The organism is Caballeronia sp. DA-9 (genome assembly GCF_051615025.1).
GTDB lineage: Bacteria > Pseudomonadota > Gammaproteobacteria > Burkholderiales > Burkholderiaceae > Caballeronia > Caballeronia sordidicola.
This window is the reverse complement of the sequence record NZ_CP195131.1, coordinates 1124741-1140249: the sequence shown is the minus strand read 5'-3', so window position 1 is coordinate 1140249 and position 15509 is coordinate 1124741. Positions and strand designations below refer to the sequence as shown.

At 58.8% G+C, this 15509-nt stretch carries 11 protein-coding genes and 1 pseudogene; 5 read left to right on the top strand and 7 right to left on the bottom strand.

Annotation, left to right across the window (positions count from 1 at the left end; genetic code table 11):
- Positions 1 to 20: 20 nt before the first annotated feature.
- From ACRWA7_RS05045 to ACRWA7_RS05030, 4 genes are all read right to left on the bottom strand, one after another.
- Positions 21 to 1802 (bottom strand): ABC transporter permease subunit, encoded by a 1782-nt coding sequence (locus ACRWA7_RS05045; RefSeq protein ID WP_438390327.1) that lies wholly within the window; start codon positions 1800 to 1802, stop codon positions 21 to 23.
- Positions 1799 to 3139, bottom strand: coding sequence for an LLM class flavin-dependent oxidoreductase (locus tag ACRWA7_RS05040; protein ID WP_208603275.1), 1341 nt, complete (start codon positions 3137 to 3139; stop codon positions 1799 to 1801). The genes ACRWA7_RS05045 and ACRWA7_RS05040 overlap by 4 nt, the downstream gene beginning before the upstream one ends.
- Before the next feature lie 36 nt (positions 3140 to 3175).
- Positions 3176 to 4246, bottom strand: a complete 1071-nt coding sequence (locus ACRWA7_RS05035) for an extracellular solute-binding protein (RefSeq protein ID WP_438390326.1) — start codon at positions 4244 to 4246, stop codon at positions 3176 to 3178.
- An 87-nt stretch (positions 4247 to 4333) separates the two neighbouring features.
- Entirely contained in the window at positions 4334 to 5446 is a 1113-nt protein-coding gene (locus ACRWA7_RS05030) for an ABC transporter ATP-binding protein (protein ID WP_060819527.1), read from the bottom strand.
- A gap of 363 nt (positions 5447 to 5809) precedes the next feature.
- On the opposite strand from ACRWA7_RS05030, the gene ACRWA7_RS05025 reads away from it, so the two are divergent.
- Positions 5810 to 6826: an alcohol dehydrogenase gene (locus tag ACRWA7_RS05025; protein ID WP_438390325.1), complete on the top strand. Its 1017-nt coding sequence runs from the start codon at positions 5810 to 5812 to the stop codon at positions 6824 to 6826.
- 578 nt (positions 6827 to 7404) lie between these two features.
- Here ACRWA7_RS05025 and ACRWA7_RS05020 read toward each other — a convergent pair.
- From ACRWA7_RS05020 to ACRWA7_RS05010, 3 genes are all read right to left on the bottom strand, one after another.
- Positions 7405 to 7812: an Hsp20/alpha crystallin family protein gene (locus ACRWA7_RS05020; protein ID WP_438390324.1), complete on the bottom strand. Its 408-nt coding sequence runs from the start codon at positions 7810 to 7812 to the stop codon at positions 7405 to 7407.
- 31 nt (positions 7813 to 7843) lie between these two features.
- A complete protein-coding gene (locus ACRWA7_RS05015) occupies positions 7844 to 8278 on the bottom strand; it encodes an Hsp20/alpha crystallin family protein (RefSeq protein WP_438390323.1) in 435 nt (144 codons plus the stop codon).
- Between the two features lie 388 nt (positions 8279 to 8666).
- On the bottom strand, positions 8667 to 9641 hold the full coding sequence (locus tag ACRWA7_RS05010) for an oxidoreductase (RefSeq protein ID WP_438390322.1): 975 nt from the start codon (positions 9639 to 9641) through the stop codon (positions 8667 to 8669).
- A 76-nt stretch (positions 9642 to 9717) separates the two neighbouring features.
- Between ACRWA7_RS05010 and ACRWA7_RS05005 the strand changes: the two genes are divergently transcribed.
- The 4 genes and pseudogenes from ACRWA7_RS05005 (at position 9718) to ACRWA7_RS04990 (ending at position 15477) form a co-directional block, all read left to right on the top strand.
- Positions 9718 to 10701, top strand: coding sequence for an AraC family transcriptional regulator (locus ACRWA7_RS05005; protein ID WP_438390321.1), 984 nt, complete (start codon positions 9718 to 9720; stop codon positions 10699 to 10701).
- Between the two features lie 542 nt (positions 10702 to 11243).
- Positions 11244 to 13661, top strand: a complete 2418-nt coding sequence (locus tag ACRWA7_RS05000) for a glucose/quinate/shikimate family membrane-bound PQQ-dependent dehydrogenase (RefSeq protein ID WP_438390320.1) — start codon at positions 11244 to 11246, stop codon at positions 13659 to 13661.
- A gap of 156 nt (positions 13662 to 13817) precedes the next feature.
- On the top strand, positions 13818 to 14441 hold the full coding sequence (locus tag ACRWA7_RS04995) for a glutathione S-transferase family protein (RefSeq protein WP_438390319.1): 624 nt from the start codon (positions 13818 to 13820) through the stop codon (positions 14439 to 14441).
- A 158-nt stretch (positions 14442 to 14599) separates the two neighbouring features.
- Positions 14600 to 15477, top strand: a pseudogene (locus tag ACRWA7_RS04990) (phophatidylserine decarboxylase associated domain-containing protein).
- Positions 15478 to 15509 lie beyond the last annotated feature (32 nt).

Sequence of the window (15509 nt, the reverse complement as noted above, 5' to 3'; positions counted from 1 at the left end):
AAATCGTGTGCGCGTGCACGTCATTGCGAAGCCGCGGTCCTACCACGCGGGTGTACCGACTGCAGCAGCAGAAACAGCAGCGTGACGACCGAGAGCACGACCGTCGACGCGGCTGCCAGTGTGGGCGTGACCTGCAACAAGATGTCGTCCCAGAGTTGCTTGGGTAGCGTGGTCTTCACTCCGCCGCCGATGAACAGGGCCACAGTCAACTCCTCGAATGACGTGAGAAAACCAATCACGAATCCTGCGGTGAGCCCGTTCTTGACACACGGCAGCGTGATGCGCCGCAATACTTGCAGACGGGTTGCGCCCAGCGTGCCCGCGGCATGATCGAGGCCCCAGTCGTGGCCCTTGAACGTGGTCAGCAGGATGACGAATACAATCGGCATCGCGATCACGACATGCCCGATGACAATGCCAATGTTCGTGGCAACCAGCGAGATATGCGCGCACAGGAAAAACAGTGCGATCGCAGTGACGATGGACGGCACGATCATCGGCAACAGGAACAACAGAAAAAGCGCGCCCTTCATGCGGGACCTGGAGCGGGCAATGCCCAAGGCCGCGAGCGTCGCGATAACAGCGGTCGCCAGCGCCGCCACGAGTCCGATACCAAACGAGCGCACCGTGGCGCCAATCCAAAGAGACGACGAAAAGTACGCGTCAAACCAGCGCAAGCTGAAGCCCTTCGGCGGGAAGGACAAAAAGGTATCGCTGGTAAACGACATGGGCACGATTGCGGCAATCGGGAAAAGCAGCACGAAGATCAGTGCGCACGAGTAGACCAGAAGCGGACTGACGCGGGTAATGGGCTGCACGCGGCGATCGTAAAAAGCAACCACATGCGACGACAGGAAACCCGCTGCGTTGACCATTGCATTGCCGGCTCGCCGCAAGTGGAGATGATGGCTCGGACGTACGCTGTCCGCATCCCCGGCGAGAGACGACATTCCGAAGACCAGGTTGTAGAGAAAACAACTGATCAGCGCCGACATCACCAGTACAACCGCCAGCGCACTGCCAAGTTGCCAGTTCTGCAATTCATTGATTTGCACAATGATCAGCTGCCCCAACATCATCTCGCGGGGGCTGCCAAGCAGCGTTGGTGTGATGAAGAAGCCAAGCGCACTGATAAATACCAGCAAGCCGGCTGCGGCGACACCGCGCATGGAAGACACGAAGAAGATTCGCCAGAACACCTGCGCACGATCGCCGCCCAGCGTGGCGGCGGCCATCGACATGCGGCGATCGATTTGATTCATCACCGGCAACATCGTGACCACGGCAAGCGGCAACAGCGTATGACTGATCGTGAAAATGACGGCGGTCCGGTTGAACAGCAGCCGGTCGCCGCCTGCGAGCCCGAGTTCGTGCATGACATTGGCGACGAAGCCCGTGCGCCCGAGCAAGACCATCCACGCAAAGTTCTTGACCAGCGTGCTGGTCCAGAACGCCAGCAGCACGAGCAGCGCCACGCCTTGCTGTTGGCGCTTGGGCAAGCCCGAGAGCCAGTAGGCAAGCGGATAGCCAAATAAAAGGCAATAGGCGGTGGTTTGAAAGGCGATCGAAAACGTGGTTTGAAGCACCTGCCTGTACACGCTCGGCCCGAAGAACCGCGCAAATGCGGACATCGAGAACTCGCCGGTTCCGTTCTGGATCATCGAGAGCGAAAGCAGCCTGAGCGAGGGATACACAAGAAATGCCGCAAGAAACAGGACGCCCGGGGCTGCCAGCCACAGTGGTCCGGCATTGAGGCGGCGAGCGCGCCGGGGCGTATCGGCCGCCGCCACGGATGTATTCATCGTGCGGCCTGTGCGTGGCGATTGGCAGGCCGCGCGAGTCCGAGGTTTTCACGCAAGGTCGTACCGCTGTATTCCTTTCGAAAACGCCCGCGCCGCTGCAGTTCCGGAATGACGTGCGCGACAAAGTCGGTCATGTCGTTGGGCAGCACATGGAAGGCGAGCATGAAACCGTCGGCAGCGCGGGTATCGATCCATTCCTCCATGTGATCGACGATTTGCTGCGGTGTCCCGCACAAGGTGACCTTGCCGCGCTCGTAGCTCGAATAGAGTTGCCGCAGCGTCAATTTCTGATCGCGGATCATGCTGACGATCTGGTTGAAGTAGGCCTGATGCAGATTGGCCGTCTTGGGAATCAGGTGCTCGGGAATGGGTTCATCGAGCGGGAAGTTCGTCAAGTCGAGTTCCAGATCCGCACCCAGGCGCATACGGCCTACGTCAGGATGAATCAGGCTTTGCAGTTCGCGGTACTTGTCCTGGGCCTCCGCCTCGCTGCTGCCGACCACCACCGAGAGGCCCGCAAGGATTTTCATTTCCTCCGGGGCGCGGCCGAAGGCGGGCATGCGGCCCTTGAGATCGGCATAGAAACGCTGTGATTTTTCAAGCGTGGGATCCGAAGAGAAGACCACTTCGGCCGTCTCGGCAGCGAAGGATTTGCCGTCTTCCGAAGACCCGGCCTGAATGATCACCGGCCGTCCCTGCGGCGCGCGCTTGATGTTAAGGCCGCCATAAACCGTGAAAAACTCGCCCTGATGATCGGTCGTATGAAATTTCCCGGGTTCAAAGACTTTGCATTGTTCCTTGTCGCCCACGAACGCGTCGTCTTCCCACGTGTCCCATAGTTTCGATACCACGTCGAAGAACTCGCGCGCGCGGGCGTACCGCCGGTCGTGCGGCGGCAGTTTATCGAGGCCGAAGTTTCTGGCGGCGTAGTCGTTGGCCGATGTCACGACGTTCCAGCCGGCGCGTCCATGGGACAAATGATCCAGCGAAGCAAACTGGCGCGCGAGATTATAGGGTTCGTAGAAACTCGTGGAAGCGGTGGCTCCCAGTCCAATATGACGTGTCGATCCCGACAGCGCGGACAGCAGCGTGATCGGCTCAAAGCAGTTCATGAACAGCGGATAGCGTGTATAGACGTTGAGCTTTTCCGTGCGGGCCGCGGGCGTATCCGCAATGAAAAAGAGGTCCATCAGGCCTGTTTCCGCAAGCGTTGCGAGCTTGCGGTAATAGTCGATATTGGTCGACGCGTCCCGCGGCGCTTCCGATTGCAGCCATGATGCAGGGTGCGAGCCCGTTGCATGCACGAGCACGCCAAGAGCCATGTGTTGGTCAGTCATGATGCTGCATCTCCTTGAAGCAGGTCAGGGTATCGGTCACGCGTTCAACAGCCATTCCTGGAACTTCTCGTTAGCCGAATCGAAGTTTTTTCCCCACCAGGCGGTGTCTCGCCGGGTAAGACGTTCCAGGTTCTTGGGGAACGTCGGCAACAGCTCGGCACGCGCCGGATCGATGAGTTTGTAAGCGTTGCTGTTGCTGGGGCCATTTGCGACAAGGCTCGAGTACTGCGCCTGACGATCGGCCCGCATGCAAAAGCGCACAAACTGCTGCGCCTGTTTCAGGTTCGGTGTGCCGATGGGAATGGACCATCCGTCCACGTTGTAGGTGCCTTCCCAGACGATCTTCACGGGCGCGCCGGCAGAGATGGCCGCAAGCGCCCGGGCGTTCCACGTATCCGATAAATCCACTTCGCCGCTTTGCAGGAGTTGCGTGTTTTGTGCGCCGTTGGCCCACCAGACATTGATGGACGAATGAATCTTGTCGAGCGATTTCAAGGCGCGTTCGACGTTGATGGGATAGATGTCCTTGGGCGCGACACCATCGGCGAGCAGCGCATTTTCGAAAAGACCGATGGGCGACCGGAACAGCGCCCGGCGTCCCGGAAACTTCGCGGTATCCCAATAGTCGCGCCATCCCGCCGGCGCAGCCTTTGGAAACTTGTCAGTGCGATACGCCATTACCACACCGTAGATGGAAAACCCGAACCAGTTGTTTGTCAGCATGCCCGGGAGAATGCCCGCACCATCGCTCGAAGCAATATCGAGCGGCGCAAGATAGTTTTTCTGGGCGGTCAAGCGAAGCACGTTGTCCGGCGTCACCATTGCAAGGTCCCAGATGTGCGAGCCCGAATCGACCGAAAGCTTGAATTGCGTGACGGGGTCGGACTCGTGCGCTACGTTGACGATCCGGATTCCTGTTTCTTTTTCAAATGGATCGTAAAATGCGGTGCGCATGATGGGGCCGAGGGCGCCGCCGTTATCGGCTACCGTCAGCTGGCCGGCCGCGCTTGCGCGCTGCGTCCAGATGGTTGGGAGTCCGAGCGCCAGTCCGGTGGCGCCTGTCGTTTTGATGAACTGCCTGCGGCTGGTTCTGATGCTCGAGCTCACGCGCGTTTCTCCAGATAAGATTGCAAGGTTGAAGCGTTGATCACGAACCGCCAGCAAGCGTGCATCAGGCGGCTCGTGTAGTGAGCGTTAATGGCGCAGCAACAGAGAGTGTTCGACTTGCCAGCGCAGCGAGACAACGTCGCCAATCGAATACCTTCCTGTTCGCGCCGCTTGTCTGACGGTTAAAACGGCACCGCTTTGGAGTTCGACGAGCAGGCGCGTCTCGGCGCCCCCGTAGATACTTTCGATAACCCGGCCGCTAACGAACCCATTGTTGGTGTCGTCAATGCAAATGTGTTCCGGACGTACGATAAGCATTGCCTCGGCCGCGTTGGCGGCGGCGAGTGAGTCTTCATCGGTCGGAAGCGGAACGTTGCCGTCAACGGTGGCAAGCCAGCCGTCGCGCCCCGGCTTGCCGCGCAACTTGTTTGAAACCCCGATGAAGTCGGCCACGAACGACGAGGCGGGTTTTTCATAAATTGCTTGCGGCGTGCCTATCTGTTCAATGCGCCCGGCGTTCATCAGGCACACCCGGTCGGAAAGAGCGAGCGCTTCTTCCTGATCGTGAGTCACGAAAATAATGGTCGATCCTGTCTCACGATGAATCCGCTTGATTTCGACTCGCATGGATTCGCGTAGCTTGCGATCGAGTGCGGACAGTGATTCGTCCATGAGAAGCAGGGAGGGTTCATAGACGAGGCAGCGCGCAAGCGCGACGCGTTGTTGTTGGCCACCCGACAATTCTCGTGGAAACCGTTCGCCGAATGTGGCGAGCTTCACAGTTTCCAGTGCGTGCATGACGCGGCGTTTTACGTCGGTCGCCGGCAAGCGCCGCATCTGTAATGGAAACGCGACATTTTCGAAGACGTTTAAATGCGGAAAGAGAGCATAGTTCTGAAACACGACGCCAATGTCGCGCTCATGAACAAGTGATTTCGTACGATCCTGCGAGTCGATGAACAGCTTGCCCGCAGTCGGCGCTGTCAGCCCGCAGATGATTTGCAGCAGCGTCGTTTTCCCCGATCCGGACGGTCCGAGCAGCGTGAGCAGCTCACCGGTCTTGACCGAGAGATTGATCGGATGCAAGGCGACAGTATTGCCGTAATGCTTCGACAAGCCTTCGATGCGCATTTTTATCGCGGAGGCTGGAAGGTATGGGGTCCCGCATTCCTCAGCGGCGAAATCGGCCAGCTTGTCCATGATTGGCTCCTGAGCATGACAGTCATCATCCCGTCAGCAAAGAGCGCGCAGGAGACACCGTGCAGACCCCGGCTCAAACGTTTTAATGCGTTCAACCGAAGGCGAAACCAATTTAACAAGTCAAATTAAAGGGAAAAATATTGTTTTTGCATGCAATAGATAGGTTGTCCCTATGCGCTTTTCCGGTGAGTTCGCGCGATGTTGGTTGGTGAAATTTCGACTATCGTTAATAGGCCGGGTCAATGAGCCGAGTGTTGGCGAACGTCTTTTGCACGATTGATCCGGCCATGCGAAGCACCTGTCCATGTCTTTGAACATGTTGCGTCGTCGATCTTCGACGGCGCGATGACAAGGAGATTTTCAATGTCGAAGATGAAAGCCGTACAAGTCGAAGCACCGGGTGGCCCGTTAAAGCTTGTCGAGCTGGATATTCCGCAGCCGGGCCACGGTCAAGTCCGGATCAAGATTCACGCTTGTGGAATATGTCACAGCGATTCGCTCACAAAAGAGGGCCAATGGCCTGGGCTGCAATTTCCACGGGTTCCGGGCCACGAAATCGCGGGTGTTGTGGACGCTGTGGGCGACGGCGTCGAGGGTTGGAGCGTAGGCCGGCGGGTCGGCGTCGGTTGGCATGGTGGTCATTGCGGCCAGTGTTCACGTTGCCGTAAAGGCGATTTCGTTCTCTGTGAAAAGGGGCAGGTTCCCGGAATCAGCTACAACGGCGGTTATGCGGAGTTCGTCGTCGCTCCGGTCGAAGCGCTTGCCAGTATTCCGGATGATCTGTCCGACGTGGACGCGGCACCGCTGCTTTGCGCCGGAATTACGACCTTCAATGCGTTGCGTAACAGCGGTGCGCGCGCAGGCGAAGTTGTTGCGATTCTGGGCATTGGCGGCCTTGGGCATCTCGGTGTCCAATTTGCGAGGAAGATGGGCTTCGACACGGTTGCCATCGCTCGCGGACAAGACAAGGCGGAGCTTGCAAAACAGCTTGGCGCGAATCACTACATCGACAGTAAAACGCAGAATGTCGCGGACGAGTTGAACAAGCTCGGAGGCGCCAGGATCATCCTTGCAACGGTTACGAGCGGCAAGGCAATGAGCGCGGCGATCGGTGGCCTTGGGGTGAATGGCAGGCTCATTATGGTTGGGATTTCTGAAGAGCCGGTCGAGGTGCCGATCGCGCAATTCATAATGGGACGTCATTCGATTCAGGGCTGGCCGTCGGGGACATCGGCCGATTCCGAAGATACGCTTTCTTTCAGTGCACTCTCGGGAGTTAAACCGATGATCGAGGAGTTTCCGCTTGAACAAGCGGCACAGGCTTATGACCGGATGATGAGTGGAGCGGCTCGTTTCAGGGTTGTTCTCAAGGTCTCTTGATTCGACGCGCAACGTGGAATATCCCCGGTTGTAAGCCGAACCAGCCGGGGTTGTTTATCGGATCTGTTGGGGCTGAGGGCGCCGAAGTCCTGGCTCCGGAATGTCGGCTTTGCATGGTTGGCTGATTCGACGACGAAAGCTGCGAAAGGTTGGCATCTCCACCGCTACATTTGTGTATAGGACTGAGATCGACTCGCTGTTACAACAATCGCGTCAATTTGCGTAACGGGTCGCCAATTGAGCGGAGTTGCCCATGCATCCAGCGCGCAACCTGATTCATGCTCATCAATATCTAATCTACGAAAGATCGGGCTAAAGAATTCGCATCTGCTGACGATAAAACAGGATGAGCATACCGCCGTGCTAGCGCGCAACCGACCCGCTGGCTTATCGCTACGCAATGTGATCGCCACTACGCGCGCAGGCGTCTCGGTTGGAAAGCCACGCGTCGCCTGTAGGCGTACACGATTTTTTCCCCAAAGTCTTACACTCCGTCCCGAATGTCATATTGATGCCCCATTAGCTATCCTATCGATTGGGCGCTCACTTCACGCTCCAGTGAGCGCCCAATCGAACACTTATCCGACACTCACTTCTATACGGCGCGGTTTCGCCTCTTCACGACGCGCGATGCTCAGCTTCAATACGCCGTCAGTGAGGTTCGCTTCAATCTTCGACGTATCGAAATCCGCGCTCAACGAAAACGCCCGCGCGAAGCGCGGCTCCCGAATCTCCGCGTGATGCAGGCGAAGACCTTCCGGCGTTTCAATTGAAGCCTCGGCTTCTATAAACAGCGTGCCGTCTTGCACATGCACGTTTAAGCGATCTCGTGACACACCTGGAAGATCAGCCCACAACGTGACGCCATGCGCATCTTCGTAAATATCAACAGCGGGCGCCAAGGCGGGTCCCTTCTGCGTCTGTGCTTCGTCGCGGCGTGCGAGCGCGCTGTTGCTGCGTTCCGCAAGTTGGGTTTGAGTATTCATGACGTTCTCCTCAAATGGTTCGCGAAAGTGATTACTGAACTGGAATGGCACGTGGGCGCGAAGTCTCGCGCTTACCTACGCTGATCGCGAGACAGCCATTCGCATAGCGTGCTTTTACGTTGTCCGGATCCGCGTCCCGCGGCAGCTCGATCGCGCGGCGGAAACTGCCCGCGAAACGCTCCTGCGCATAAGCACGCCCCTCGGATTCAGGCTCGGCACGCGTGCGCTCGCCGCTGATGGTCAGCAGGCCCTTGTCCACTGTCACCTCGATTTTTGCTGGATCGATGCCCGGGACAAATGCGACAATTTCTACGGAATCGTCGGTGCTCCCGAGATTGATTTGAGGAAAGGCGCTGAGCCTGGACGCCCGGATGCTAGATGGCAACCCTCCAAACAACGACGACATTTGGCGTTGCAGGCGGTCGAACTCATCAAACAGGCTGGTGTTAAAAAGAAGGTCACTCATGGCTGCTATCTCCTATATGCGGCAGGAGACGAACCGGCATACGCGCTCCAGTCCGTCTGCCAAGCCTCTGACAAACCAATCGAAACACGCAGCGCAAACAATGCGACTGCTTTACGGAATCGAAAATAGGACAGCCGCAAAATTTTTCAAGGGACTCGCATCATTTTTTTTTGCTGTAGCGAGAGTCGTCCGAGAACACAAACGATCCTAGGCGAGCAGGTGCAGTGGCACCGTCATCGAACGATCGTTCGTGTTTGTCTTGGGAGCGAAAAGCTGTGAGCCTGCGCGAGCAGGTCATCAACGTACTTCGACTTGATCTTCGCAGGCCGTTGTCGGCCATGACATGGTGGTCAGGAGGCATTGACTTCTCCTGTCTGTATTAGGGCATTCAGTCGATACGAGCGCCAGTAAGCTGTTCGCTCAGTTGCCATAACCGGCCGGCCGCGATTGGATCCGTAGCGCGAGGGCGTACACCGTGCAATTCCGCTGATTCATCGCCCGGCAAGGCACGAGCAATATCGCAGTCCGCACAATAGACACCTCCCATACCGTCGAGCCGGGGGCTTGTTGCGCACCAGACACTCGTCGCCGCCCCTTGTTGCGGGGTCTTCTTGTTGTTCCCCGGATCGATGATCGGACGGCCGTCGTGGTCGATGACCTGGCTGGCTCGCAGTTGCTCGTTCGACATATGCCGGACCAGATCCGTCACGATGCCGCCGGGATGGACAGAAAACGCGCGCACGCCCGAGCGTTGACCGATCGAATCCAGCGCCACGGCGAACAGCGCGTTGGCGGTCTTCGACTGACCGTATGCAACCCAGGGTTCGTATTCACTATGCTCGAAGTTCGGATCATGAAAGTCGACACCTGCCCGGCGATGACCGAAAGAGCTGAGTGCGATCACTCTGGCATGACCGGATTTCACGAGCGCCGGCCACAATCGGCAGGTCAGTTGAAAATGGCCAAGATGGTTTGCGGAAAACTGGGATTCATATCCGCGGCCGTCGCGAACGAGCGGCGGCGCCATTACGCCCGCGTTGTTGACGAGAATATCGACGGTGTCCGTTTCTTTCAGTACGTGTTCGACGAAGCGATCAATGGAAGCGGGATCGAGCAGGTTCATCGGCTGCAGCACGACGTCGGGCATCTCGCTCAACGCGGTCCTGGCCTTCACGAGATCGCGCGCTGGCACGAAGACTCTGGCGCCAGCGGAGCGCAACGCCTTGACCGTCTCGATGCCGATGCCGGAATAGCCGCCGGTCACGACCGCGCATTTACCGGTCAGGTCGATGCCGCGGATGACTTCCTCGGCGGTGGACGCCGCGCCGAAGCCGGAGTCAATGGGTGATTGCGGGGTAGACATGTGGTGCCCTCCAGATTGAATCCAGGCATGGTAGGCTGCCCGCTTCGCACCTGTAAGACGTATTCGTTCACCTTTTATGCGCCATCGTTCAAATCTGCCGGCTGATCCTCTTTCCGATCTGCTGGATGTGCTTCAGGCTCGTTGCGAGCTGTCGGGGCAACTTATCGCGGGCGGCGCCTGGGCGCACCGCTTCGACAACCTGGATGCGATCAAATTTAATGCCGCGACCGCGGGCGCCTGCTGGTATTTCATCGACGGCATGTCCGAGCCTGCACCCTTCGAGACCGGCGACGTCCTGATCACCAACGGCACGCGCACGCTGACCCTCGCCAGCGCCCCGGCACTGATCGCCAGCGCATCGACCACGCCGATCGCGCAGGACGATGAAGGCCATTACCGCCTGGGCGAGGCGGATGGCTTTGCCATGCTCGGCGGCCTGACTCAGGTCGATACGGACTGGCAGGCGCTCCTGTTGAACGGCCTGCCGCCGTTCATTCACATTGTGGGAGCCATGCAGGAAGCCTCGCCGATTGCCTTGCTGCTGGCGCAACTGGTCGCGGAAATGAGGCCGGGAAGCAGACCGGGTCGCAGCGTCGTGGTGGCCGGGCTGGCGCAAGTGCTGTTCGTGCAGACCTTGCGCGCCTATCTGGCGCATGCGCCGCAAAGAGACGAGGGTTGGCTGAAAGGCTTCGGTGATCACCGGCTGGCTGTCGCGCTCGGCTGTATCCACGGCGATCCTGCGCGGAACTGGAATCTGGATGAACTGGCGAAAGAAGCCGGCATGTCGCGTACCTCGTTTGCCGTTCGCTTCCGCGACATGATGGGCGTGCCGCCGCTGGCCTACCTGACCCAGTGGCGCATGCAACTGGCCAGACGCGAGATTCGCGCGGGCGTATCGGTTGCGCAAGCAGCGGCCAGGGTCGGCTATGCGTCCGAAAGCGCCTTCAGGAGTGCGTTCAAGCGCGTGACGGACATGGCGCCTGGCGAGTATCGGCAAACGCTTGGGAGAAAAGTTGCGGAGTTATCGGAATCCCGAGACGTCGATGCACATGACTTTTGATAACGCACTGACAGGCGCGCACATTGCGCCCATGTCGCGGAAACGGGACAAGCGATCGCCGACGAAGCAAACGGCGACGCCGTTTTCCTGCGCGCCGATCTCGCCAAAGAAGGCCAGCTTTCGATAAAACATTTCGGAGTACTCGGTACCGGGTATGGAATGCGTGAATGAAGTGCGATTGAGGGAGAAGCGTCGCGCGATAAGACACCCTGTGCACTCATTGCCGGCCGTCCCGATAGCTCTTGGCTGGCTGCTCGTGGTCGCCCGATACCAATGCGCGGAGGTTTCCATGCGGCGTCGAATTTCGCTCAGATTCGAGTAGTCGCTTGCCCAATAACCTGGCGGGCTTGCACGATTGTCTTTCCTGTGCAAATGTGCGCGTGCCGAAACTCGTAATCCAAGCCGCTTGCAAGCCAATCGCAAACTGGCGCGTACGTCGGAATAACGCACTCGTTCCTGATATGCTTTTGCCGTGCTGGGGCGCGTGAACTTGGCGTCAATATCCATGGCGGCAATATCCACTCAAGAGGGTTGGAATCAACATGACCAGTCAGTCGAATTCACGAGGCGTGATCGTCGTCATCACTTTGCTCTTCACAGTGCTGACCGCGCTCTATTTGCTGATCGGTGGCGTATGGCTGCTTGCGGTAGGCGGCTCTGCTTACTACATCATCACCGGCATCGTGCTCTTCGGCGTGGCCTGGCTGCTTTGGCGGCGCAGCCCCGCCGCGCTCGTGCTCTATGCGCTTGTGCTTGTCGGCACGGCGATCTGGGCTCTCTGGGAGTCGGGTTCCGACTTCTGGGCGCTTGCGCCTCGCTCCGGTGTCCTCGTCATCTTCGGCGTCTGGTTGCTGCTGCTCATGAGTTGGCGGCTGGACGGCGAGCGCAAGCTGGGTATTGCGTCGCTTGTCGTCGCGCTGGTGGCATGGGCAGGCGTGCTTGCGTACGCAAGCTTCAATGATCCACAGCAGGTCAACGGCACACTGACTGCTTCGGCGCCCGCAAGCAGCGCGAACAGCGCAAACAGCGGTATCGACGCCGCCGACTGGCCCGCCTATGGGCGCACTCAGGAAGGCACTCGCTACTCGCCGTTGCCGCAGATCACGCCCGAAAATGCGAAGGATCTTCAGGTAGCCTGGACCTTTCGAACGGGTGACATGAAGGGCCCCAACGATCCCACCGAGATTACCGATGAAGTCACGCCGATCAAGATCGGCGACCTGCTATACCTGTGCTCGCCGCACCAGAAACTGTTTGCGCTAGATGCGAAGACGGGCGCGCTGAAATGGAAGTTCGATCCGGAACTGAAGTCCGATCCATCGTTCCAGCACGTGACGTGCCGCGGCGTGTCATATGTCGATTTGTCGGCCAGCGCCGCGGCCACGGCACCCGCAGCCGCCGCAGCACCGGCAAGCAATACCGCCGTTGCCACTGCCGCCTGTACGCGCCGCATCTATCTGCCGGTCAACGACGGGCATCTCTACGCGCTCGACGCGCTGACGGGCCAACGTTGCGAGGGCTTCGGCAACCACGGCGACCTCGACCTTCAACATGCCCAGCCGGTCACGACGCCGGGCATGTACGAGCCCACGTCGCCGTCGATCATTACCAGCCGGGTGATCATCGTGGCGGGCTCGGTCGAGGACAACTTCTCGAGCCGCGAGCCCTCAGGTGTCATTCGCGGTTTCGACGTGCGCACGGGCGAATTGCTCTGGGCGTTCGATCCGGGTGCGAAGGATCCCAATCACATCCCCGGTCCGGGCGAGCATTACATGTGGACGTCGCCCAACTCGTGGGCGCCCGCCGCCTACGACGCGAAACTCGACATGGTCTATTTGCCGATGGGCGTGACAACGCCGGATATCTGGGGCGGTCACCGCACGCCGGATCAGGAGCGCTACGCCAGCGGCCTGCTGGCGCTTCACGCCTCCACGGGCAAGCTCGCGTGGTTCTACCAGAGCGTGCACCACGATCTGTGGGACATGGATCAGCCGTCGCAGCCAACTGTCGCCGACATTACCGGCAAGGATGGCAAGACAGTACCGGTCGTCTACGCGCCGGCCAAGACCGGCAACCTCTTCGTGCTTGACCGCCGCACGGGTGTGCCGGTTGTGCCAGCGCCCGAAACGCCAGTGCCGCAAGGCGCGGCTCCCGGCGACCACGTCGAGCCGACGCAGCCGTTTTCGCAGCTCACGTATCGTCCGTCGAAGAACCTGACCGACGCCGACATGTGGGGCGCGACGATGTACGACCAGCTCGTGTGCCGCGTGATGTTCCACAAGCTGCGATACGAAGGCACGTTCACGCCGCCTTCGGTGCAGGGCACGCTCGTGTTCCCAGGCAACCTGGGCATGTTCGAATGGGGCGGTATTGCCGTCGACACCGATCGTCAGATTGCGGTGGCAAATCCGATTGCGCTGCCGTTCGTTTCGCGTCTGATTCCGCGCGGCCCGGGCAACCCGATGGAGCCGGTGCCGGGTGCCAAGGGCAGTGGTACGGAGCAGGGCATCCAGCCGCAATACGGCGTGCCGTTCGGTGTCACGATCAATGCATTCCTCTCGCCGCTGGGCTTGCCGTGCAAACAGCCGGCATGGGGCTACATTTCCGCGATCGACTTGAAGACCAATGAAATCGTGTGGAAGAAGCGCATTGGCACGGTGCGCGACAGCTCGCCGATTCCGCTGCCGTTCAAGATGGGCATGCCAATGCTGGGTGGCCCGATTGTCACTGCCGGCGGCGTGGCGTTCATTGGCGCGACGGCGGACAACTATATTCGCGCGTTCGACGTGAACGACGGCAAGCAGCTCTGGCAGGCGCGCCTGCCGGCAGGCGGCCAGGCTACGCCCATGAGCTATTCCATCAACGGCCGGCAATATGTTGTGATCGCCGCGGGCGGCCATGGCTCGTTCGGCACGAAGTTGGGGGACTATGTGATTGCTTATGCGTTGCCGCAGCAGTGAGTGATGCAGGTGAACCTTGGTGGGAGCCGTTGACAGTTTGGGGATTCTGTGAGGCTTGGCAGGGGTGGTATTCGGTCAACTTCGGCCTATAGGCACGGCTTCCTATTTCGCTAACGATCCACCTCGGCTTTAGTCCGCAGACTACGGGATAAAAACATGCTGACTGTTCTCGGAAAAGCATCGTCAATCAATGTCCGCAAAGTCCTCTGGACATGTGCCGAGTTGCACATTCCCTTCGAGCGGGAGGACTGGGGCACGGGATTCAGGCAAACTGATACCCCCGAATTTTTATCGTTGAATCCGAATGGTCTTGTACCCGTCATCAAGGACAACGATTTTGTGCTGTGGGAATCGAACTCGATCATTCGCTATCTCGCTTCTCGCTATGCCGGTGAAGCGCTTTATCCCGCCGACCCTGTAAAGCGCGCAAGGATCGATCAGTGGCTGGACTGGCAGGCATCGGACTTGAATCGGTCCTGGAGCTATGCTTTCCTTAGCCTCGTCAGGAAATCGGCCGCACATCAGGTGCCGGGCGAGATTTCTGCGTCGCTAGCCGGCTGGACTCGGCACATGGGTATCCTAGAAGGCCAACTTGACGCGACGGGCGCCTTCGTCGCTGGAGAGCATTTCAGCCTCGCCGACATTCCTATCGGATTGTCCGTGAACCGCTGGTTCAGCACCCCATTTGAGCATCCGCGCTTCGCCGCCGTTTCCAGCTATTTCGACCGTCTTGCTGGTAGCACCGGCTTTGCAGCGTATTGCAAAAACGGAACGCCGTAATTCTTGTCTGGTCTCTTGACTCTTGATTGACGTGCCCGGAGCGCCCGCTTTGGAGAAAGATGATTGACCGTTCATGATCGACCCGGCCGGTTGCGTCAATTACCGCTCGGTGAAAATCCGAGACATCGGAATTCAACGACTTCGCGGAGGCAAAAAAGATGAGGCAGACCAGGCGACGAATCGGCGAGTGGCTTCCACGCGAAGAGGATGTCGTCGCGCGCTTTCGCAAGGAATTCGCAGCACATGCACGCAAGCGTGCGAACGCCGCGCAAACGAATAGTGCCGTTGCGGATCCGGCGGCGTTTATACGGGACGATCCCGTGGTACGCATGGACTTTACCCGGGCAATCGGGCAGGCGCGTGAAGCGGGTTTCGAGCTTGGCTATGCAGACATCGACGAGTTCATCGTCTTGCTCGATGCAATGTTGACCTACGCCCCGCCCTTTAGCGAGTCCAGCCTGATCCATTGCCCGGTTAATGCATTGCTGGACTGGCCGATGGTCATGCCCTCTGGTTACGCGCTCTTTCGCGACCCGGCGTTCAATGCGCATCTAAAGCGCGTGTTGAACGTGTGGTCGGCATTTCTTAGCGGGCCCTATTCGCGTGAGCATTTGAACACTAGATCGCCTAATGGCTGGTTCAGTCACGAAGCGGACAGCAAGATCGGGCTGTCGCAGTTCTTATGTGATCCAGCCAAACCATACTGGGGATACGCGTCATGGAACCACTTCTTCACGCGCGAGTTCAAGCCCGGCGCGCGGCCGGTGGCGCAGCCCGGCAATGACAAAGTCATCGTCAGCGCGTGCGAGGCATCGCCCTACAATATTCACGACAACGTCAAGCTTCAAGATGCGTTCTGAATCAAATCGCAGCCGTATTCCCTAATCGAGACGAACTCGGATATTTCCAGTATGGCGGATCGACTTATTGCCTGATCTTCAAGTCTGGCGTGATCGAGAGCTTCGTTGTGCAACCGCCATTTTGCGACGACGCGCCGCCTCTGCGGGTCAATGCCCACTTATGTACTGCCAGGTGAAAGATCTCGATCAAGCCCCGTGCCACCCGTTT